At 68.1% G+C, this 20,163-nt stretch carries 20 protein-coding genes; 19 read left to right on the top strand and 1 reads right to left on the bottom strand.

The genetic code is table 11. From position 1 onward, the window contains the following. The first annotated feature begins 5 nt into the window (after window positions 1-5). From JI746_RS02300 to JI746_RS02280, 5 genes are read left to right on the top strand one after another with little or no spacing between them, the layout of a single operon-like run. On the top strand, window positions 6-1,139 hold the full coding sequence (locus JI746_RS02300; protein WP_201687152.1) for a deoxyguanosinetriphosphate triphosphohydrolase: 1,134 nt from the start codon (window positions 6-8) through the stop codon (window positions 1,137-1,139). Next, the gene (locus tag JI746_RS02295; protein WP_330892911.1) at window positions 1,136-2,365 is read left to right on the top strand and encodes an MFS transporter; all 1,230 of its coding nucleotides are present in this window, start codon (window positions 1,136-1,138) and stop codon (window positions 2,363-2,365) included. The genes JI746_RS02300 and JI746_RS02295 overlap by 4 nt, the downstream gene beginning before the upstream one ends. An 11-nt stretch (window positions 2,366-2,376) precedes the next feature. Further along, window positions 2,377-3,027: a hypothetical protein gene (locus tag JI746_RS02290; RefSeq protein ID WP_201687151.1), complete on the top strand. Its 651-nt coding sequence runs from the start codon at window positions 2,377-2,379 to the stop codon at window positions 3,025-3,027. 2 nt (window positions 3,028-3,029) lie between these two features. Beyond that, window positions 3,030-3,581: a DUF1415 domain-containing protein gene (locus JI746_RS02285; protein ID WP_201687150.1), complete on the top strand. Its 552-nt coding sequence runs from the start codon at window positions 3,030-3,032 to the stop codon at window positions 3,579-3,581. Continuing rightward, window positions 3,578-4,441, top strand: a complete 864-nt coding sequence (locus JI746_RS02280; protein WP_201687149.1) for a class I SAM-dependent methyltransferase — start codon at window positions 3,578-3,580, stop codon at window positions 4,439-4,441. Before JI746_RS02285 ends, JI746_RS02280 begins: the two co-directional genes overlap by 4 nt. Here the strand turns inward: JI746_RS02280 and JI746_RS02275 are convergent. After that, window positions 4,435-4,641 carry a hypothetical protein gene (locus tag JI746_RS02275; protein ID WP_201687148.1) on the bottom strand — a complete coding sequence of 69 codons (207 nt, stop codon included), beginning with the start codon at window positions 4,639-4,641 and terminating at the stop codon, window positions 4,435-4,437. The genes JI746_RS02280 and JI746_RS02275 overlap by 7 nt on opposite strands. Window positions 4,642-4,755: 114 nt before the next feature. On the opposite strand from JI746_RS02275, the gene JI746_RS02270 reads away from it, so the two are divergent. The 14 genes from JI746_RS02270 to hisG all read left to right on the top strand — a co-directional run bounded on the left by JI746_RS02270 (window position 4,756) and on the right by hisG (window position 20,132). Beyond that, on the top strand, window positions 4,756-5,490 hold the full coding sequence (locus JI746_RS02270; protein WP_201687147.1) for a transposase: 735 nt from the start codon (window positions 4,756-4,758) through the stop codon (window positions 5,488-5,490). A gap of 88 nt (window positions 5,491-5,578) precedes the next feature. Next, on the top strand, window positions 5,579-10,315 hold the full coding sequence (locus JI746_RS02265; RefSeq protein ID WP_201687146.1) for a glutamate synthase-related protein: 4,737 nt from the start codon (window positions 5,579-5,581) through the stop codon (window positions 10,313-10,315). Window positions 10,316-10,333: 18 nt separating this feature from the next. Beyond that, the gene (locus JI746_RS02260; RefSeq protein WP_201687145.1) at window positions 10,334-11,800 is read left to right on the top strand and encodes a glutamate synthase subunit beta; all 1,467 of its coding nucleotides are present in this window, start codon (window positions 10,334-10,336) and stop codon (window positions 11,798-11,800) included. Window positions 11,801-12,010: 210 nt separating this feature from the next. Next, complete coding sequence (locus JI746_RS02255; protein WP_201687144.1) at window positions 12,011-12,826, top strand: ABC transporter ATP-binding protein; 816 nt, start codon at window positions 12,011-12,013, stop codon at window positions 12,824-12,826. A gap of 85 nt (window positions 12,827-12,911) precedes the next feature. Further along, complete coding sequence (gene mlaE, locus JI746_RS02250) at window positions 12,912-13,694, top strand: lipid asymmetry maintenance ABC transporter permease subunit MlaE (protein WP_201687143.1); 783 nt, start codon at window positions 12,912-12,914, stop codon at window positions 13,692-13,694. A 10-nt stretch (window positions 13,695-13,704) separates the two neighbouring features. Then, the gene (mlaD, locus tag JI746_RS02245; protein ID WP_201687142.1) at window positions 13,705-14,187 is read left to right on the top strand and encodes an outer membrane lipid asymmetry maintenance protein MlaD; all 483 of its coding nucleotides are present in this window, start codon (window positions 13,705-13,707) and stop codon (window positions 14,185-14,187) included. After that, a complete protein-coding gene (locus tag JI746_RS02240; protein ID WP_201687141.1) occupies window positions 14,184-14,969 on the top strand; it encodes an MlaA family lipoprotein in 786 nt (261 codons plus the stop codon). The genes mlaD and JI746_RS02240 overlap by 4 nt, the downstream gene beginning before the upstream one ends. Window positions 14,970-15,075: 106 nt before the next feature. Next, window positions 15,076-15,729: an MlaC/ttg2D family ABC transporter substrate-binding protein gene (locus tag JI746_RS02235; RefSeq protein ID WP_201687140.1), complete on the top strand. Its 654-nt coding sequence runs from the start codon at window positions 15,076-15,078 to the stop codon at window positions 15,727-15,729. Window positions 15,730-15,733: 4 nt separating this feature from the next. Further along, a complete protein-coding gene (locus tag JI746_RS02230) occupies window positions 15,734-16,003 on the top strand; it encodes an STAS domain-containing protein (RefSeq protein WP_201687139.1) in 270 nt (89 codons plus the stop codon). Window positions 16,004-16,087: 84 nt separating this feature from the next. Beyond that, complete coding sequence (locus JI746_RS02225) at window positions 16,088-17,008, top strand: ABC transporter ATP-binding protein (protein ID WP_201687138.1); 921 nt, start codon at window positions 16,088-16,090, stop codon at window positions 17,006-17,008. Window positions 17,009-17,156: 148 nt separating this feature from the next. Further along, a complete protein-coding gene (locus tag JI746_RS02220; RefSeq protein ID WP_201687137.1) occupies window positions 17,157-17,912 on the top strand; it encodes an ABC transporter permease in 756 nt (251 codons plus the stop codon). A 17-nt stretch (window positions 17,913-17,929) separates the two neighbouring features. Continuing rightward, a complete protein-coding gene (locus JI746_RS02215; RefSeq protein WP_201687136.1) occupies window positions 17,930-18,175 on the top strand; it encodes a BolA family protein in 246 nt (81 codons plus the stop codon). 5 nt (window positions 18,176-18,180) lie between these two features. Next, window positions 18,181-19,446: a UDP-N-acetylglucosamine 1-carboxyvinyltransferase gene (gene murA / locus JI746_RS02210; RefSeq protein WP_201687135.1), complete on the top strand. Its 1,266-nt coding sequence runs from the start codon at window positions 18,181-18,183 to the stop codon at window positions 19,444-19,446. Continuing rightward, window positions 19,443-20,132: an ATP phosphoribosyltransferase gene (hisG, locus tag JI746_RS02205; protein ID WP_201687134.1), complete on the top strand. Its 690-nt coding sequence runs from the start codon at window positions 19,443-19,445 to the stop codon at window positions 20,130-20,132. The genes murA and hisG overlap by 4 nt, the downstream gene beginning before the upstream one ends. The last annotated feature ends 31 nt before the right edge of the window (window positions 20,133-20,163 follow it).

Raw genomic sequence — 20,163 nt, 5'->3', positions numbered from 1 at the left:
ATCTCATGAGCCTTGCCGCCTACGCCAGCGATCCGGCGGCCAGCCGGGGGCGCCGGCACCCGGAGCCGCCGCCGCCCACGCGCACCGAATTCCAGCGCGATCGCGACCGCATCGTGCACTCCACGGCGTTCCGGCGACTGGTCTACAAGACGCAGGTGTTCCTCAATCACGAGGGCGACCTGTTCCGCACCCGCCTGACGCACTCGATCGAGGTTGCGCAACTCGCGCGCTCCGTCGCCCGGCCCCTGGGCCTCAACGAAGACCTGGTGGAGGCGATCGCGCTGGCGCACGACCTGGGGCACACGCCGTTCGGCCACGCTGGCCAGGACGCGCTCAACGAATGCATGGCCCTGCACGGCGGCTTCGAGCACAACCTGCAGAGCCTGCGGGTGGTCGATGCGCTGGAGGAGCGCTATCCCGACTTCGACGGCCTCAACCTCTGCTTCGAGACGCGCGAGGGCATCCTGAAGCACTGTTCGCCGGCGAACGCGCAGAAGCTGGAACAGGCGGAGCCGGGCGGGGTAGGCCGGCGCTTCATCGAGCGCACGCAGCCGAGCCTGGAGGCGCAGCTGTGCAACCTGGCCGACGAGATCGCCTACAACGCGCACGACATCGACGATGGCGTGCGCTCGGGCCTGATCACGATCGAGCAGGTCGCGCAGGTGCCCCTGTTCGGCGAGCACTGCGCGCAGGCCCGCCGCGACCATCCGCAACTCGCCGGCCGGCGCCTCCTGTACGAGGCGATCCGGCGCATGCTGAGCGCGATGGTCTACGACGCGATCGCCGCGACGCAGGAGAGGCTCGACGAAGCGCAGCCGGCCAGCGCGGACGCGGCCCGCCGCCTCGGGCCGCTGGTGACCTTCAGCGTCGCCTTGCGTGCGCAGGCGGCGCAACTGAAGCACTTCCTCTTCCACAACCTGTACCGGCACCCGCGCGTGACCGAAACCACCGGCCGGGCGCAGGAGATCGTCCGCCAACTGTTTGCCCGCTACCTCGCGCAGCCGCAGGAGATGCAGGCCGGGTTCACGGCCCGCCCCGATACGGCGCGGGCGGTGGCCGACTACATCGCCGGCATGACCGACCGCTACGCCGTGCGCGAACACGAGCGGCTGACCGGCTGCCGGCTGCTGTCGCCGTGAAGCGGCCCGATCCCGCACTCGTCGTCGTGCTGGCGGGCATCAGTGCCGCGCTGCACATCGGGAAGCTGCCGCCGGCGCTGCCCGTGCTGCGCGACAGCCTGCAGCTGTCGCTGGTGGAGGCCGGCTTCCTGCTGTCGCTGGTGCAGGTGGCCGGCATGACCCTCGGCCTGGCCATGGGCGCCGCGGCCGACGCGATCGGCGCCCGCCGCACGATGGTCCTCGGCCTCGTGCTGCTGTCCATTGCGAGCTTCGCCGGCGGGACGGCAACCACTGCGCAGGCGCTGCTGGTGCTGCGGGCGTTGGAGGGCGTCGGCTTCCTGCTGGCCTCCCTGCCGGCCCCCGGCCTGATCCGCCGGCTGGTGCCGCCGGCCCGCCTGCCCGGCATGCTGGGCCTGTGGGGCGCCTACATGCCTTTCGGCACCGCCGCCGCGCTGCTGCTCGGCCCCGCCTTCATCGCGGCGAGCGGCTGGCCGGGGTGGTGGTGGCTGCTGGGCACGCTGTCCTGCGCCATGGCGGCCGCGCTCTGGTGGCTGGTGCCGGCCGACGCCGATCATCGCGTCGCCGGTGCGGCGGCCAGCCTGCGCGGACGCATCGCGCGCACCGTGCGCTCGCCGGGTCCCTGGCTGGCGTCGGCGGCCTTCGCCATGTACTCGGCGCAGTGGCTCGCCGTCGTCGGCTTCCTGCCCACGATCTATGGGCAGGCGGGGCTGCCGACCACCTTCAGCGCGGTGGCGACGGCGCTGGCGGCGGCCGTCAACATGATCGGCAACATCGGCTCGGGGCGGCTGCTGCAGCGCGGCTGGCGGCCGTCCGTACTCTTGCAGTGCGGCTTTGCGGCCATGCTCGCCGGTGCGATCGTGGCCTTCGCGCCGTGGGCCTCCGGCGCGTCCGACGGCCTCGCGATCGTCCGCTACGCCGGGGTGCTCCTGTTCTCCGCCGTCGGCGGCCTGGTGCCGGGCACCTTGTTCTCGGTGGCGGTGCGCGTGGCGCCGGACGAAGGCAGCGTGTCGACCACCGTCGGCTGGATGCAGCAATGGTCCGCCTTCGGCCAGTTCATCGGGCCGCCGCTGGCGGCCTGGGCCGCCGCGAAGGCCGGCGGCTGGCACGCGCTGTGGTGGATCACGGGGGCTTTCGCGCTCGCCGGCATGGGTATCGCCGTGGCAATCGCCCGCTTCCTGGCGGTGCACTCCGGCCAGCGGAGTGCAGCGCCGCAGGGAGCGTCTTAAAATCCTGTTACATGAGCTTCCTCAATCAGCTGAAATCGCAGGCGCAAGAGCTCCAGAGCAAGCGCTCGGACGAGGACCGCCAGTTCGAGGAGCACGCCGCGCGCACCGAGCAGGCGTGCCGGCAGATCGCGTCGTACTTCGACGACCTGGCGCGGCAGCTCTCGGTGATCCAGCCGCCGGGCCCTGCGCTCACGCTCGATGGCAAGGCGAAGTGGCCGCCGATGAAGCTGGTGGACTTCCGCTCCGACGCCCGCCGCAAGCGCCTGCGCGACCAGGAAGTGTTCGACTACATCGGGATGGGCTGGCGCATCGTGCCGCGCACGGGCGAGCCGGTGCCGGCGGCCGTGGCGGTGAATTTCCCGATCGAGATGAAGCGGGTCGAGGAGCGCCTGATGATGGGTCCCGTGAAGCACGACCGGCGCGAGATCCGCGATCCGGAAAAGAAGAACGCGCTGCGCGAGGTCCGCTACGAATTCCTCACGCAGACGCGCGGCAGCGTCAGCGCGACCCCCGACCACGAGCGCGGGCACGTGCATTTCCGCCTGCTGAACACGGCCGGTTTCGAGGTCGTGCAGACGATCTGGCCGGCCACGCGCATCAACCAGGAACTGCTCGACGAGCTCGCCAAGCGCCTCGTCGGGCAGCCGAGCACCTTCGCCTGACCATGGCCGATGCCGCCGCCGCCCTGGCGGACACGCGCCGCTGGCTGGAGCGCGCGGTGATCGGATTGAACCTGTGCCCGTTCGCCAAGGCGGTGCACGTGAAGGGGCAGGTCCATTACGCCGCCAGCGAGGCCGGGGACGGGCAGGGCGTGCTGGAGGACTTCGCGCGCGAGCTCGAGGCGCTGGTGGCGCTGCCGGCCCGCGAGCGCGACACGACGCTGCTGGTCGTCCGGCGCGGCATGGAGGATTTCCTGGCCTTCAACGACGTGGTCGCGCGGGCCGAGCGCCTGGTGCGCAAGCGCGGGCTCGAAGGCGTGATCCAGGTGGCGAGCTTCCATCCGCGCTTCGTGTTCGCCGGCACGGAGGACGACGACGTCACGAACTTCACCAACCGCGCGCCCTGGCCGACGCTGCACCTGCTGCGCGAGGAAAGCCTGGACCGCGCCGTCGCCGCCTTCCCGGATGCGGCGGCGATCTACGAAACCAACATGGAGACGCTGCGCCGCCTGGGCCGCGACGGCTGGGCCGGGCTGGACGTCGGACCGCACCCATGACGAAGAAGGACGTGCGCGAGGAACTGGGCCTGCGCCCTGGCCAGTCGGTCGAACTGCTGCAGGAACTGCACATCGTCACCCGCGAGGGGCGCATCAACCAGGACTCGCGCCGCAAGCTCAAGCAGGTGCTGCACCTGTACCAGTTCATCGAAAAGCTGCTGCTGGAACTGCCGGCGGAGGGCGGACACCCGACCCTGGCCGACCACGGCGCGGGCAAGTCCTACCTGGGCTTCGTGCTGTACGACCTGTTCTTCCAGCCCCGCGGCGTGGGGCACATCTACGGCATCGAGACGCGCGCGGAGCTGGTGGAGAGGTCGCGCGAGCTGGCGCGCCGGCTTGGCTTCGAGCGCATGTCCTTCCTGCACCTGAGCGCGGCCGAGGCGGCCGATGCGGCGCAGTTGCCGGAGAAGATCGACGTCGTGACGGCGCTGCATGCCTGCGACACGGCCACCGACGACGCGATCGCCTTCGGCCTGCGCAAGCACGCGCGCTTCATGGTGCTGGTGCCTTGCTGCCAGGCGGAACTGGCGAGCGCACTGCGCGAGCACAAGGCGCTGGCGCTGGCGCGCACGCCGCTGGCGGAGTTGTGGCGGCATCCGCTGCACACGCGCGAGCTGGGCAGCCAAGTGACCAACGTGCTGCGCTGCCTCTACCTGGAGGCGATGGGTTACACCGTGACCGTCACCGAGCTGGTTGGCTGGGAGCACAGCCTGAAGAACGAGTTGATCCTGGCACGCTGGACCGGCCAGCGCCGGCGCGCCTCCGCCGAGCGGCTGCGCGCCATCCTGGCGGAGTTCGGCCTGCAGGCGCTGGAGCCGCGGCGCTATCCGGGCCTGCCGGCGGAGCCCGCGACTCAGTAGTCGTCCGCTCGGCGGCCGCCGTCGGTGTGCGCCGGGGGATCCTTGGGGCGGGTGCGCTTGACGGCGGACAGGATGCCGATCCCGAACAGGATCACGGCGCCGATGATGATGTAGGTCTGCGGCACGCCGGCGACCATCGCGCCCCAGGCCAGGCCGACGATGACGATGATGAAGCCGATCAGGTAGAGCGCGAAGGACATGGTTGGACTCCTTGGCCGCGCATTCTCTGCAGAGGCGAGCTGCGATCCTGTCAGCGCAGGGCGCGATCCTGGGTCAGCCGAAATTGGGGTCAGATTCCAATTTATCATCGCCGGATGGCGCGCCTTCCCCGCTTGACGGTCCCCGGTTACCCGCACCACATCATCCAGCGCGGCAACAACCGGCAGCCGATCTTCGGCGATCGGGCCGACTACGAGCTGCTGCTGGGGCTGATCGACGAGCACGCGCGCAAGCAGCAGGTGGCCGTGCACGCGTACGTCCTGATGTCGAACCACCTGCACCTGCTGGCCACGCCGGAAACGGTGGAAGGCATTCCGCAACTGATGCAGGCAGTGGGCCGGCGCTATGTGCGCACCTTCAACCTGCGCCACGCACGGACCGGTACGCTGTGGGAAGGGCGCTACCGCTCGACGCTGATCCAGGCCGAGCGCTACCTGCTGGCCTGCATGGTCTACCTGGACCTCAATCCGGTGCGCGCCGGCATGGTCGCGGACCCGGCGGAATATCCGTGGTCGAGCTACCACCACTATGTCGGCCGGCGCAACGACCGGCTGGTGACGCCGCATCCCCTCTACTGGGAGCTGGGCAACACGCCCTTTGCACGCGAGCAGGCCTACGAGGAGCTCGTGCATGCCGGGATCACGCCATCCCAGCAGCAGGCGCTGACCGACTCGGCCCTGCGCGGCTGGGCCTTGGGCGAACCGGACTATGTCGCAGATCTGCAGCGGCGCACGGCGCGCCGCGTTGCGCGCTCCCAGGCCGGACGGCCGCGGGTGAAAGCAGATGATCTGTCCCCAATTCAAGAGGAGAGCTTGCCGAGTCAAGATTAATTGGAATCTGACCCCAATTATTTTGCTTGGCAGCCGTGCTGCGCTGCACTATCCTCGGGTTTTCCCCGTAGATCCTGAGGTGCGCGCCATGACCACGGCTGCCGAGATTGCCCATCTTCAAGAACAAGGCCTGTACACCGGCGCGAACGAACACGACGCGTGCGGCGTCGGCTTCGTCGCCCACATCAAGGGCGAGAAGAGCCACAACATCGTCACCCAGGCGCTGAAGATCCTGGAGAACCTCGACCATCGCGGCGCCGTCGGCGCCGACAAGCTGATGGGCGACGGCGCCGGCATCCTGATCCAGTTGCCGGACGCGCTGTACCGCGAGGAAATGGCCGCCCGCGGCGTCGAGCTGCCGCCGCCCGGGGAATACGGCGTCGGCATGATCTTCCTGCCCAAGGAGCACGCCTCGCGCCTGGCCTGCGAACAGGAGATGGAGCGTGCCATCCGCGCCGAAGGCCAGGTGCTGCTGGGCTGGCGCGACGTGCCGGTGGATACCGAGATGCCGATGTCGCCCGCGGTGCGCCAGAAGGAACCGATCATCAAGATGGTGTTCGTGGGCCGCGGCACCGACGTCATCGTGCAGGACGCGCTCGAGCGCAAGCTCTACGTGATCCGCAAGACGGCCAGCGCCGCCATCCAGCGCCTGAAGCTCAAGCACTCCAAGGAGTACTACGTCCCCAGCTTCAGCAGCCGCACCATCATCTACAAGGGCCTGCTGCTGGCCGACCAGGTCGGCGTCTACTACAAGGACCTGCAGGATGCGCGCTGCATCTCCGCCCTGGGCCTGGTGCACCAGCGCTTCTCCACCAACACCTTCCCCGAGTGGCCGCTGGCCCACCCGTACCGCTACGTCGCCCACAACGGCGAGATCAACACCGTCAAGGGCAACTACAACTGGATGAAGGCGCGCGAGGGCGTGATGACCTCGCCCGTGCTGCAGGCCGACCTGAAGAAGCTCTATCCGATCAGCTTCCCCGACCAGTCCGACACGGCCACCTTCGACAACTGCCTCGAGCTGCTGACGATGGCCGGCTACCCGCTGTCGCAGGCCGTGATGATGATGATCCCCGAGCCGTGGGAGCAGCACACGCTGATGGACGAGCGCCGCAAGGCCTTCTACGAGTACCACGCCTCGATGCTGGAGCCCTGGGACGGCCCGGCCTCCATCGTCTTCACCGACGGCCGCCAGATCGGCGCCACGCTCGATCGCAACGGCCTGCGCCCCTCACGCTACTGCGTGACCGACGACGACCTGGTGATCATGGCCTCCGAGTCCGGCGTGCTGCCGGTGCCGGAGAACAAGATCGTGCGCAAGTGGCGCCTGCAGCCCGGCAAGATGTTCCTGATCGACCTGGAGCAGGGCCGCATGATCGACGACGAGGAACTGAAGTCCTCGCTCGCCAACGCCAAGCCCTACAAGCAGTGGATCGAGAACCTGCGCATCAAGCTCGACGACCTGTCCGAGACTTCGGGTGACGCACCCAAGAACAACGTCGAACTGCTCGATCGCCAGCAGGCCTTCGGCTTCACGCAGGAAGACATCAAGTTCCTGATCGCGCCGATGGCCGCGTCGGGCGAAGAGGGCATCGGCTCGATGGGCAACGACAGCCCCCTGGCCGTGCTGTCGGACAAGAACAAGCCGCTGTTCAACTACTTCAAGCAACTGTTCGCGCAGGTGACCAACCCGCCGATCGACCCGATCCGCGAAGCGATCGTGATGTCGCTCGTCTCCTTCATCGGCCCCAAGCCGAACCTGCTGGACATCAACCAGGTCAACCCGCCGATGCGGCTGGAAGTGAGCCAGCCGATCCTCGACTTCGCCGACATGCAGAAGCTGCGCGAGATCGAGAAGCACACGCACGGCAAGTTCCGCAGCTACACGCTGGACATCACCTATCCGCTGGCGTGGGGGCACGAGGGCGTGGAAGCCAAGCTGGCCTCGCTGAACGCGGAAGCGGTCGATGCGATCCGCAGCGGCCACAACATCCTGATCATCAGCGACCGCGGCGTGTCGGCCGCGCAGGTCGCCATCCCGGCGCTGCTGGCGCTGTCGTCCATCCACCAGCACCTGATCCGCGAAGGCCTGCGCACCACCGCCGGCCTGGTCGTGGAGACGGGCAGCGCCCGCGAAGTGCACCACTTCGGCGTGCTCGCCGGCTACGGCGCCGAAGCCGTGCACCCGTACCTGGCGATGGAGACGCTGGTCGAGATCCACAAGGACCTGCCGGGCGAGCTGAACGCCGAGAAGGCGATCTACAACTACATCAAGGCGATCGGCAAGGGCCTGTCGAAGATCATGTCCAAGATGGGCGTGTCGACGTACATGTCCTATTGCGGCGCCCAGCTGTTCGAGGCGATCGGCATCAACACCGACACCATCGAGAAGTACTTCACCGGCACCGCCAGCCGCGTCGAGGGCATCGGCGTGTTCGAGATCGCCGAGGAAGCGATCCGCCTGCACCGCGCCGCCTTCGGTGGCGATCCGGTGCTGTCTTCCATGCTCGACGCCGGCGGCGAATACGCCTGGCGCACCCGCGGCGAAGAGCACATGTGGACGCCCGACGCCATAGCCAAGCTGCAGCACTCGGCGCGCGCCAACAACTGGAACACGTACAAGGAATACGCCCAGATCATCAACGACCAGAGCCGCCGCCACATGACGCTGCGCGGCCTGTTCGAGTTCCGCGTCGATCCGGCCAAGGCGATCCCGCTGGACCAGGTGGAATCGGCGAAGGAGATCGTCAAGCGCTTCGCCACCGGCGCGATGTCCCTCGGCTCGATCTCCACCGAGGCGCACTCCACGCTCGCCATCGCCATGAACCGCATCGGCGGCAAGAGCAACACCGGCGAAGGCGGCGAGGATCCGGCCCGCTACCGCCAGGAGCTCAAGGGCATCCCGATCCGCAAGGGCCAGACGATGGCCGAGATCATCGGCCGCGAGCAGGTCGAGGTCGACATCCCGCTGCAGGACGGCGATTCGCTGCGTTCGCGCATCAAGCAGGTCGCATCGGGCCGCTTCGGCGTGACGGCGGAATACCTGTCGTCTTCCGACCAGATCCAGATCAAGATGGCGCAGGGCGCCAAGCCGGGCGAGGGCGGGCAACTCCCGGGCGGCAAGGTCTCGAAGTACATCGGCAAGCTGCGCTATTCGGTGCCGGGCGTGGGCCTGATCTCGCCGCCGCCGCACCACGACATCTACTCGATCGAGGACCTGGCCCAGCTCATTCACGACCTGAAGAACGTCGCCACCCAGGCGTCGATCAGCGTCAAGCTGGTGTCCGAGGTGGGCGTGGGCACGATCGCCGCCGGCGTGGCCAAGTGCAAGGCCGACCACGTGGTGATCGCCGGCCACGACGGCGGCACGGGCGCCTCGCCCTGGTCGTCGATCAAGCATGCCGGCTCGCCGTGGGAGATCGGCCTGGCCGAGACGCAGCAGACGCTGGTGCTGAACAGGCTCAGAGGCAGGATCCGCGTGCAGGCCGACGGCCAGATGAAGACCGGCCGCGACGTCGTGATCGGCGCGCTGCTCGGTGCCGACGAATTCGGCTTCGCCACCGCGCCGCTGGTGGTCGAGGGCTGCGTGATGATGCGCAAGTGCCACCTGAACACCTGCCCGGTGGGCGTGGCCACGCAGGACCCGGTCTTGCGCAAGAAGTTCTCCGGCAAGCCGGAGCACGTCGTCAACTACTTCTTCTTCGTCGCCGAGGAAGTGCGCCAGATCATGGCGCAGCTGGGCATCCGCAAGTTCGACGAGCTGATCGGCCGCGCCGACCTGCTCGACACCCGCAAGGGCCTGCAGCACTGGAAGGCCCGCGGCCTGGACTTCAGCCGCCTGTTCGCGCAGCCGAACGTGCCGGCCGACGTGCCGCGCTTCCACTGCGAGCTGCAGGACCACAAGCTGGAAAAGAGCCTGGACAAGGTCCTGATCGAGCGCTCCAAGGCCGCCATCGAGCGCGGCGAGAAGGTGCAGTTCATGGAGGTGGCGCGCAACGTCAACCGCTCGGTGGGGGCGATGCTCTCCGGCGAACTGACCAAGCACCATCCCGAGGGCCTGCCGGACGACACGCTGCGCATCCAGCTCGAAGGCACGGGCGGCCAGTCCTTCGGCGCCTTCCTGGCGCGCGGCATCACGCTGTACCTGATCGGCGATGCCAACGACTACACGGGCAAGGGCCTGTCCGGCGGCCGCATCGTGGTGCGTCCGAGCATCGACTTCCGCGGCGAAGCCACCAAGAACATCATCATCGGCAACACCGCGCTGTACGGCGCGACCTCCGGCGAGGCGTTCTTCAGCGGCGTGGCGGGCGAACGCTTCGCTGTGCGCCTGTCCGGCGCGACGACGGTGGTCGAAGGCACGGGCGACCACGGCTGCGAGTACATGACGGGTGGCACGGTGGTCGTCCTGGGCCGCACCGGCCGCAACTTCGCGGCCGGCATGTCGGGTGGCATCGCCTACGTCTACGACGAGGACGGCAAGTTCGCCAGCCGCTGCAACACGGCGATGGTGTCGCTGGAGCGCGTCGGCTCCACGGCGGAACAGCAGGCCAGCCAGGGCAAGACCCGCCTGCACCGCGACCAGACCGACGAGGCGCTGCTCAGGAAACTGCTGGACGAGCACAACCGCTGGACCGGCAGCCGCCGCGCCCGCGAACTCCTGGACAACTGGGCCGAAGCGCGCATGAAGTTCGTCAAGGTGTTCCCCAACGAATACAAGCGCGCGCTGGCGGAGATGTACGAGCGCGAGGTGGAACTGGCCAGCGCCGGGACCAACGCGCAAGTGGGCATCAAGCACGAACAGCAGCCGGTGCCGGCGAAGTAAGAGACGGAGAGAAGAAACATGGGCAAGGTCACCGGCTTCATGGAATTCGAGCGCATCGAGGAGGGCTACAAGCCCGTGCCCGAGCGCGTGAAGCACTACAGGGAATTCATCATCGGCCTGAGCGACGAGCAGGCCAGGGTGCAGGGCGCGCGCTGCATGGACTGCGGCATCCCGTTCTGCAACTCGGGCTGCCCCGTCAACAACATCATCCCGGACTTCAACGACCTGGTGTACCGCCAGGACTGGCAGGACGCCTTCACGGTCCTGGACTCCACCAACAACTTCCCCGAGTTCACCGGCCGCATCTGCCCCGCACCCTGCGAGGCGGCCTGCACGCTGAACTTCAACGACGACCCGGTGGGCATCAAGTCGATCGAGCACGCGATCATCGACCGCGCCTGGGAGAACGGCTGGGTGGAGCCGCGCGTGCCGCGCATCAAGACGGGCAGGAAGGTCGCCGTGGTGGGTTCGGGTCCCGCCGGCATGGCGGCGGCGCAGCAGCTCGCGCGCGCCGGCCACGACGTGACGCTGTACGAGAAGAACGACCGCATCGGCGGCCTGCTGCGCTACGGCATCCCCGACTTCAAGATGGAGAAGCACCACATCGACCGGCGCGTGAAGCAGATGGAAGCCGAAGGCGTGACCATCCGCACCGGCGTGATGATCGGTGAGCTGCCCAAGGACTCGAAGGTCACGAACTGGGCGAAGGAGACGATCTCCGCGCAGCAGCTGCAGCAGGACTTCGACGCCGTGGTGCTCACCGGCGGCGCCGAGCAGTCGCGCGACCTGCCGGTTCCCGGCCGCGAGCTCGATGGCATCCACTTCGCCATGGAGTTTCTGCCCCAGCAGAACAAGGTCAACGCGGGCGACAAGGTCAAGGGCCAGATCTCTGCCTCCGGCAAGCACGTGATCGTGATCGGCGGCGGCGACACCGGCAGCGACTGCGTGGGCACCAGCAACCGCCACGGCGCGAAGAGCGTGGTGCAGTTCGAGCTGATGCCCATGCCGCCGGAGCAGGAGAACAAGGCGCTGACCTGGCCCTACTGGCCGTACAAGCTGCGCACCTCGTCGTCGCACGAGGAAGGCTGCGAACGCGAATTCGCCATCGCGACGAAAGAGTTCACCGGCGAGAAGGGCAAGGTCACGGGCCTGAAGACCGTGCACGTGGAGATGAAGGACGGCAAGTTCGTCGAGATCCCCGGCACGGAGAAGGAATACAAGGCCGACCTGGTGCTGCTGGCCATGGGCTTCGTCAGCCCCGTGGCCTCCATCCTGGAAGGCTTCGGCGTGGACAAGGACGCCCGCGGCAACGCGAAGGCGAGCACCGATTTCCATGGCGGCTACGTAACGAATGTGCCTAAGGTGTTCGCCGCCGGTGACATGCGCCGCGGCCAGTCGCTGGTCGTGTGGGCGATCCGCGAGGGGCGGCAGGCGGCGCGGGCGGTGGACGAGTTCCTGATGGGGTTCAGCGACCTGCCGCGCTGAAGGGCGCCGGCTGCGCGTCTCGTAGGCTGGTGGTGACGCGCGAAGCGCCGGAACCCCAGCGCTGGGGTTCGCGCGCTTCGCGGCTCACCGCCAGCCTACAAACCCCGTGGCCCATTTGCGCCCCCACCACACCCCGCCCAATGCTCGGCAGCATAGGGCCTATGATCCGGGGCTTTGAGAAATCGGGCCCCACGGCCTTCCATCCCCCGGATGACCCACGACGACTCCGGCCCGCTGGTCGAATGCCGCAACCTGAGCTTCGGCTACGACGCGCGCCTCATCCTCGATGACGTGAGCTTCACCGTGCCGCGCGGCAAGGTGACGGCGCTCATGGGCGCGTCCGGTGGCGGCAAGACCACGGTGCTGCGCCTGATCGGCGGCCAGATCCGCCCCAGCGAGGGGGAACTGCTGTTCGACGGCGAGAACATTCCCGCGCTCGACGCCGCCGGCCTGTACCGCATGCGCCGGCGCATGGGCATGCTGTTCCAGTTCGGCGCGCTGTTCACCGACCTGAGCGTGTTCGACAACGTCGCCTTCCCGCTGCGCGAGCACTCGGGCCTGCCGGAAAACCTGGTGCGCGACATCGTGCTGATGAAGCTCAATGCCGTGGGCCTGCGGGGCGCGCGCGACCTGATGCCCAGCGAGGTGTCCGGCGGCATGGCGCGCCGGGTCGCCCTCGCGCGCGCGATCGCGCTCGACCCCGAGCTCGTGATGTACGACGAACCCTTCGCCGGCCTCGACCCGATCTCGCTCGGCACCGCGGCGCAGTTGATCCGGCGCCTGAACGACACCCTGGGCATCACCAGCATCGTGGTGTCGCACGACCTGGAGGAGACCTTCCACATCGCCGACCAGGTGATCGTGCTGGCCAACGGCCGCATCGCCGCGCAGGGCACGCCGGAGGCCGTGCGCAACTCCGACAACCCGCTGGTGCACCAGTTCGTGAATGCGCTGCCGGAAGGGCCGGTGCATTTCCACTATCCCGGCCCCACCGTAGACCAGGACTTCAGCGGGGGGCTGCGATGAGGCCCCCACGCTCCCTCACTGCGTGTAGGTCGCTGCCCCCCGAGGGGGCGTTCGACGCCCTTCGGGCGGCCGGGCGGGCGTCGACATGACCTGGTGGCGCCCTTCCGACGTCGGCTTCGCCACGCGCGGCAAGCTCGCGGACATCGGCAATGCATCGCGCCTGTTCGTGCGCCTGCTGGCGCTGGTCGGCGCAACCTTTGCGCGGCCCCGGCTGGTGCGCGACCAGGTGCACTTCCTGGGCAACTATTCGCTGGCGATCATCGGCGTGTCCGGCCTGTTCGTCGGCTTCGTGCTGGCGCTGCAGGGCTACTACATCCTGCAGCGGTACGGCTCCTCGGAAGCGCTGGGCCTGATGGTCGCATTGAGCCTGGTGCGCGAACTCGGGCCGGTGGTGACCGCGCTGCTGTTCGCCGGCCGGGCCGGCACGTCGCTGACGGCGGAGATCGGCCTCATGAAGGCCGGCGAGCAGTTGTCGGCGATGGAGATAATGGCCGTCGACCCGGTGCAGCGCATCCTGGCGCCGCGCTTCTGGGCCGGCGTGGTCGCCATGCCGCTGCTGGCAGCGGTGTTCAACGCGGTCGGCATCATCGGCGGCTGGGTGGTCGGCGTGGTCCTGATCGGGGTCGATCCCGGCGCCTTCTGGAGCCAGATGCAAGGCGGGGTGGACGTGTTCAAGGACGTCGGCAACGGCGTCATCAAGAGCCTGGTGTTCGGCATCGCCGTCACCTTCATCGCGGTGCTGCAGGGGTATGCAGCCAGGCCCACGCCGGAGGGCGTCTCGCGCGCCACCACGCGCACGGTGGTCATGGCCTCGCTCGCCGTGCTCGCACTCGATTTCGTGCTGACCGCAATGATGTTCAGCATCTAGGAGAAGAACCATGGATCGCGCCAAGAACGACGTCTGGGTGGGGCTGTTCGTCCTCATCGGCGCCGCCGCGCTGGTGTTCCTCGCGCTGCAGGCGGCCAACCTGCTGACGCTCAGCTTCCAGCCGACCTACCACCTGGACGCCAAGTTCGACAACATCGGAGGGCTGAAGCCGCGGGCGGCGGTGAAAAGCGCCGGCGTGGTGGTCGGCCGCGTGGAATCGATCACGTTCGACGACAAGTCCTTCCAGGCGCGCGTGGGCCTGGCGATGGAAACGCGGTACAAGTTCCCGAAGGACAGTTCCCTGAAGATCCTGACCAGTGGTCTCCTGGGTGAGCAATATGTGGGGATCGAAGCCGGTGCGGACGAGAAGTTGCTGGCGCCGGGCGATACCATTGTCACGACGCAATCCGCGGTCGTACTGGAAAACCTCATCGGCCAGTTCCTCTACAACAAGGCGGCGGAAGGCCCGAGCACGGGGACCACGAAGAAATGAAATCTGCAAGCGTGCGGGGCCTGCTCCTCGCCTCGACGATCCTGGCGCTGGCCGGATGCGCCACCACGGGCGAGGCCCGCAACCCCCGCGACCCGTGGGAGCCCTTCAACCGCCACGCCTACAACTTCAACGAGGGCCTCGACCGCGTGCTGCTCAAGCCCGTGGCCACGTTCTATCGCGACAAGGTGCCGCCGCTGATGCGCACCGGCGTCTCCAACTTCTTCGGCAACCTGTCCGATGGCTGGTCGGCCGTGAACAGCCTGCTGCAGGGGCGCCTGCCCGACTTCGAGGAGAACCTGGCCCGCTTCCACGTCAACACCATGTTCGGCGTGCTCGGCATCTTCGACGTCGCCAGCGAACTGAACATCGAGCGGCACCGCGAGGATTTCGGCCAGACGCTGGGCCGCTGGGGCGTGCCGGCCGGTCCCTACATCATGCTGCCCTTCCTCGGCCCGTCGACGCTGCGCGACACCGCCGCTCTGCCGGTCGAGTGGCGCTACAACATCATCCGCAACGTCTGGCCCGAAGGAGGGCAGGATGCCGTCTTCGCCGTGCAGGCGATCGACAAGCGGGCCAACCTGCTGCGCGTGGGCAACGTGCTGGAGGAGGCCGCCCTGGACAAGTACTCCTTCACCCGCGACGCCTACCTGCAGCGCCGCCGCGCGGAGATCAACGATCGGCAGGACAATCGGGAAGTGCCGCCGCCCCTGCCCGACGAATCGAAGGAGCCCCCCGCGGCGGCTCCGGCCGGCGCTCCGCCGGCGCGCCCGCCCGCCCGTTGAGGCGGGTTGCAGGCTGTTGCACATGCGCGGCAGCCGCCGAAACCCGGCGCCCCGGCCGAATTCCAACAGGGGCCGGGCGCAAGCCCGGCAGCAAGAAAGGATTGCAATGAAACGACGTTCCCTCTTCCGCGTCGCAGGCTCGCTGTTCACGGCCGCCGCGATGGCCGGTGCCTGGCCGGCCGCGCACGCCGCGGACGAAGCCCCCGACGCGATGATCAAGCGCCTGTCCGACGAAGTGCTGAACATCATCCGCACCGACAAGAGCGTGCAGGCCGGGGACATCAACCGGATCATGGGCGTGGTCGACAGCAAGATCATGCCGAACGTGAACTTCCAGCGCATGACGGCCTCGGCGGTCGGCCCGGCCTGGCGCCAGGCGACGCCGGAGCAGAAGAAGCGCCTGCAGGACGAATTCAAGCTGCTGCTGGTGCGCACCTACTCGGGCGCGCTGTCCCAGATCTCCGACGAATCCGTCGCCGTCAAGCCGCTGCGGGCCCAGCCGACCGACACCGACGTGGTGGTGCGCAGCGAAATCCGCGGCCGGGGCGACCCGATCCAGCTCGAATACCGGCTGGAGAAGACGCCCGGCGACGGTACCGGCTGGAAGATCTACAACCTGAACGTGCTGGGCGTGTGGCTGGTCGAGACCTACCGCAGCCAGTTCACGCAGGAAATCAACACCAAGGGCCTCGACGGCCTGATCGCCGCGCTGGCGGAGCGCAACCGCGCCAATTCCACCGGCACCCCGCGCAAGGGTTGAGCGCGTGCTGGTGCTGCCCGCCGAACTGACGCACGCGCGCGCCACGGCCTGCTGCCGCATGCTGGCGCAGGCCCTGCATTCGGATCCGTCCCGTGCCGCCGTCGCCGATGCGTCGGCGCTGCGTGTGTTCGACTCCTCGGCGCTGGCGGTGCTGCTGGAATGCCGGCGCGAGGCCCTCGCGCTGGGCAAGTCGTTCGCGGTCAGCAACCCGCATCCGCGGCTGCGGGCGCTCGCCGCTTTGTATGGTGTGAGCGAGTTGCTGCCTGACGCTTGAGGCGTCAGGCAGGCCGGGCTCGCGCGCAGCGCGATACCGCAACGGCAGCGCCCATGCGCCGCGCCGTAAAATCGCGGGTTCCCCATGCCCGCCATCTCCTTCCAGTCCGTCTCCAAGACCTATTCCAGCCCGCGCGGCGCCTTCCAGGCCCTGGATGGCGTCAGCTTCGACATCGAGGAAGGCGAGTTCTTCGGCCTGCTCGGCCCCAACGGTGCCGGCAAGACCACCCTGATCAGCGTGCTGGCCGGCCTGGTGCGGCCCACGGGCGGGCGCGTGCTGGTGCGCGGTCACGACGTGCAGCAGGCGTACGCCGCGGCGCGCCGCCAGCTCGGGGTGGTGCCGCAGGAGCTGGTGTTCGATCCCTTCTTCACGGTGCGCGAGGCGCTGCGCATCCAGTCCGGCTACTTCGGCGTGAAGAACAACGAGGGCTGGATCGACGAACTGCTGCACAACCTGGGCCTGGCCGACAAGGCCACCTCCAACATGCGGCAGCTCTCGGGCGGCATGAAGCGGCGCGTGCTCGTGGCCCAGGCGCTGGTGCACCGGCCGCCGGTGATCGTGCTGGACGAGCCGACGGCGGGCGTCGACGTCGAACTGCGGCAGACGCTGTGGCAGTTCATCGCCAAGCTCAATCGCGCGGGCCACACGGTGCTGCTGACGACGCACTACCTGGAGGAGGCGGAGGCGCTGTGCAGCCGCATCGCCATGCTCAAGACGGGCAAGGTGGTGGCGCTGGAGCGCACCAGCGACCTGCTCAAGGCGGCTTCGAGCAACGTGCTGCGCTTCAAGATCGACGGCCAGCTGCCGCGCGAATTCGAAGGAAAGGCCCGCGTCACCGGCCGGATCGTGCAGCTGCCGGCGCACGACGCCCACGAGATCGAGCAGCACCTGTCGGTGATCCGCCAGGCCGGCCTGCGCGTGGAAGACGTCGAGATCCGCAAGGCGGACCTGGAGGACGTCTTCCTCGACGTGATGACGGCGGGCCGGGCGGAGGTGCCTGCATGAAGAAGGCAGGACAACCGAACGCAAAGGCCGCAAAGGTGACGCAAAAGCCGCAAAGGGAATTCAACATTTCTTGTGGATGTTCTTTGGCGGTCTTTGCGAAACCTTTGCGGCTTTTGCGTTCGGCTGTCCGCGTTCCGGGAGCCCAGGCATGACCGGCTGGCAGACGCTCCTCTACAAGGAGACGCTGCGCTTCTGGAAGGTCGGCTTCCAGACGGTCGCGGCGCCGGTGCTCACGGCCTTGCTGTACCTGCTGATCTTCGGGCACGTGCTGTCGGATCGCGTCAAGGTGTACGAGACGATCAGCTACACCGCGTTCCTGGTGCCGGGGCTGGTGATGATGAGCGTGCTGCAGAACGCGTTCGCCAACAGCTCCTCCTCGCTGATCCAGAGCAAGATCATGGGCAACCTGGTGTTCGTGCTGCTCACGCCGCTGTCGCACTGGAGCTGGTTCATCGCCTACGTCGGCTCCTCGATGGCGCGCGGCCTGTGCGTCGGGCTGGGCGTGTTCATCGTCACCACCCTGTTCACGCACGTGAGCTTCGCCGCGCCGCTCTGGATCGTGGTGTTCGCGGTGCTCGGCGCCGGCATGCTGGGGGCCCTGGGACTCATCGCGGGCCTCTGGGCCGAGAAGTTCGACCAGATGGCCGCGTTCCAGAACTTCATCATCATGCCGATGACGTTCCTCTCCGGCGTGTTCTATTCGATCCACTCGCTGCCCGAAGTCTGGCAGCGCGTGAGCCACCTCAATCCCTTCTTCTACATGATCGATGGCTTCCGCTACGGCTTCTTCGGCGTGAGCGACGTCTCGCCCTGGCTCAGCCTGGCGATCGTCGGCAGCGCCATGCTGGTCGTGAGCGCCATCGCCGTCCACCTGCTGCGCATCGGCTACAAGATCCGCGGCTGAACCCTCAGGGAAACACCATGACCGCCGACGAACTCCGCTCCCTCATCGCCACCAGCCTCCCGTGCGACCACCTCGAGATCGACGGCGACGGCCGCCACTGGTCGGCGGTGATCGTGTCGGCCGAGTTCGCCGGTTTGCGTCGAATCCAGCGCCACCAGAAGGTGTACGCAACCCTTGGTGCGAGAATGCAGAACGACGAGGTGCACGCCTTGTCGATGCAGACTTTCACGCCCGAGGAATGGGCGGCACTACAGCAACCCTGAGGCACATGGACAAGCTCTTGATTCGCGGCGGCAAGCCGCTGCACGGCGAGATCCGCATTTCCGGCGCCAAGAACGCGGCCCTGCCCGAACTGTGCGCCGCGCTGCTCACGGCCGAACCGATGACGCTGAAGAACATCCCGCGCCTGCAGGACGTGGCGACGATGCTCAAGCTCATCCGGAACATGGGCGCGAAGGCCGAGTTCAACAGCGACGGCACGGTCCTGATCGACTCGAAGGACCTGCACTTCCCCGAGGCGCCCTACGAGATGGTCAAGACCATGCGCGCCTCGGTGCTCGCGCTCGGGCCGCTGCTGGCGCGTTTCGGCGAAGCGACGGTGTCGCTGCCGGGCGGCTGCGCCATCGGCGCGCGGCCGGTCGACCAGCACATCAAGGGCCTGCAGAAGATGGGCGCCGAGATCGTGATCGAGCACGGCTACATGATCGCCAAGCTGCCCAAGGGGCAGGACCGGCTCAAGGGCGCGCACATCCGCACCGACATGATCACGGTCACCGGCACCGAGAACTTCATGATGGCCGCCGCGCTCGCCGACGGCGAGACGATCCTCGAGAACCCGGCGCAGGAACCGGAGATCACCGACCTGGGCGACATGCTCAATGCGATGGGCGCCAAGGTCGAAGGGCATGGCACCGGCCGCATCCGCATCGTCGGCGTCGACAAGCTGCACGGCGCCACGCACAAGGTGGTGGCCGACCGCATCGAATGCGGCACCTTCCTGTGTGCCGTCGCCGCCACCGGCGGCGACGTGATGCTGCAGGACGGCCGCGCCGACCACCTCGGCGCCGTGATCGACCTGCTGCGTGCCGCCGGGGCGGAAGTGGAGCCCCGCGCGGACGGCATCCGCGTCAAGTCCGACCGCCGGCTGGAAGCCCAGAGCTTCAAGACCACCGAGTACCCGGGCTTTCCCACCGACATGCAGGCGCAGTTCATGGCGCTCAACTGCATCTCGGAGGGCGACTCCAAGATCACCGAGACGATCTTCGAGAACCGCTTCATGCACGTCAGCGAACTGATGCGCATGGGCGCGCACATCGACGTCGACGGCAAGGTGGCCGTGACGCACGGCGTGCCCTCGCTGTCCGGCGCGGCCGTGATGGCCACCGACCTGCGCGCCTCCGCGTCGCTCGTCATCGCCGGCCTGGTCGCCGACGGCGAGACGCTCGTCGATCGCATCTACCACCTGGACCGCGGCTACGAACAGATGGAACACAAGCTGCGCGCGCTGGGCGCCGACATCGAAAGAATCACATGAACGCTGGGGTCCGCCCCACCCTCACCCTCGCCCTGTCCAAGGGCCGCATCTTCGACGAGACCCTGCCGCTGCTGAAGGCGGCCGGGATCGAGGTGCTGGAAGATCCCGAGAAGTCGCGCAAGCTGATCATCGGCACGACGAATCCCGAACTGCGGGTGGTGCTGGTGCGCGCGACCGACGTTCCGACCTACGTGCAGTACGGCGGCGCGGACCTCGGCGTGACCGGCCTGGACACGCTGATCGAACATGGCGCCACCTGGGGCGCCGGAGCCAGTGCCGCGGGCCTGTACCAGCCGCTCGACCTGCAGATCGCCAAGTGCCGCGTGAGCGTCGCCGTGCGCGCGGACTTCGACTACGCGTCGGCCGTGCGCCAGGGCGCGCGCCTGAAGGTGGCCACCAAGTACACCAGCATCGCGCGCGACTTCTTCGCCGCCAAGGGCGTGCACGTGGACCTGATCAAGCTCTATGGCTCGATGGAGCTGGCGCCGCTCACGGGCCTGGCCGATGCCATCGTGGACCTGGTGTCCACCGGCGGGACGCTCAAGGCCAACAACCTGGTGGAAGTCGAGCGCATCATGGACATCAGCTCGCGGCTGGTCGTCAACCAGGCGGCCCTCAAGCTGAAGCAGGAACCGATCCGCCACCTGATCGACGTGTTCGCGAAGACCGTCGCCGCCCGGAACTGACCCGCCCCTTTCGGGGACTCCCCTCGAGACG

The organism is Ramlibacter alkalitolerans, from assembly GCF_016722765.1.
GTDB lineage: Bacteria > Pseudomonadota > Gammaproteobacteria > Burkholderiales > Burkholderiaceae_C > Ramlibacter > Ramlibacter alkalitolerans.
Note: the sequence above shows the minus strand (reverse complement) of the source record. Positions and strands in the feature narration are given on the sequence as shown.

Excerpts from the sequence above, each read along its gene's own strand:
- murA (WP_201687135.1), top strand. The coding sequence starts at position 18,181 with ATGGACAAGCTCTTGATTCGCGGCGGCAAGCCGCTGCACGGCGAGATC.
- JI746_RS02280 (WP_201687149.1), top strand. The coding sequence starts at position 3,578 with ATGACGAAGAAGGACGTGCGCGAGGAACTGGGCCTGCGCCCTGGCCAG.
- hisG (WP_201687134.1), top strand. The coding sequence starts at position 19,443 with ATGAACGCTGGGGTCCGCCCCACCCTCACCCTCGCCCTGTCCAAGGGC.
- JI746_RS02265 (WP_201687146.1), top strand. The coding sequence starts at position 5,579 with ATGACCACGGCTGCCGAGATTGCCCATCTTCAAGAACAAGGCCTGTAC.
- JI746_RS02260 (WP_201687145.1), top strand. The coding sequence starts at position 10,334 with ATGGGCAAGGTCACCGGCTTCATGGAATTCGAGCGCATCGAGGAGGGC.
- mlaD (WP_201687142.1), top strand. The coding sequence starts at position 13,705 with ATGGATCGCGCCAAGAACGACGTCTGGGTGGGGCTGTTCGTCCTCATC.
- JI746_RS02240 (WP_201687141.1), top strand. The coding sequence starts at position 14,184 with ATGAAATCTGCAAGCGTGCGGGGCCTGCTCCTCGCCTCGACGATCCTG.
- JI746_RS02220 (WP_201687137.1), top strand. The coding sequence starts at position 17,157 with ATGACCGGCTGGCAGACGCTCCTCTACAAGGAGACGCTGCGCTTCTGG.
- JI746_RS02235 (WP_201687140.1), top strand. The coding sequence starts at position 15,076 with ATGAAACGACGTTCCCTCTTCCGCGTCGCAGGCTCGCTGTTCACGGCC.
- JI746_RS02290 (WP_201687151.1), top strand. The coding sequence starts at position 2,377 with ATGAGCTTCCTCAATCAGCTGAAATCGCAGGCGCAAGAGCTCCAGAGC.
- JI746_RS02300 (WP_201687152.1), top strand. The coding sequence starts at position 6 with ATGAGCCTTGCCGCCTACGCCAGCGATCCGGCGGCCAGCCGGGGGCGC.
- mlaE (WP_201687143.1), top strand. The coding sequence starts at position 12,912 with ATGACCTGGTGGCGCCCTTCCGACGTCGGCTTCGCCACGCGCGGCAAG.
- JI746_RS02270 (WP_201687147.1), top strand. The coding sequence starts at position 4,756 with ATGGCGCGCCTTCCCCGCTTGACGGTCCCCGGTTACCCGCACCACATC.
- JI746_RS02215 (WP_201687136.1), top strand. The coding sequence starts at position 17,930 with ATGACCGCCGACGAACTCCGCTCCCTCATCGCCACCAGCCTCCCGTGC.
- JI746_RS02285 (WP_201687150.1), top strand. The coding sequence starts at position 3,030 with ATGGCCGATGCCGCCGCCGCCCTGGCGGACACGCGCCGCTGGCTGGAG.
- JI746_RS02275 (WP_201687148.1), bottom strand. The coding sequence starts at position 4,641 with ATGTCCTTCGCGCTCTACCTGATCGGCTTCATCATCGTCATCGTCGGC.
- JI746_RS02255 (WP_201687144.1), top strand. The coding sequence starts at position 12,011 with ATGACCCACGACGACTCCGGCCCGCTGGTCGAATGCCGCAACCTGAGC.
- JI746_RS02225 (WP_201687138.1), top strand. The coding sequence starts at position 16,088 with ATGCCCGCCATCTCCTTCCAGTCCGTCTCCAAGACCTATTCCAGCCCG.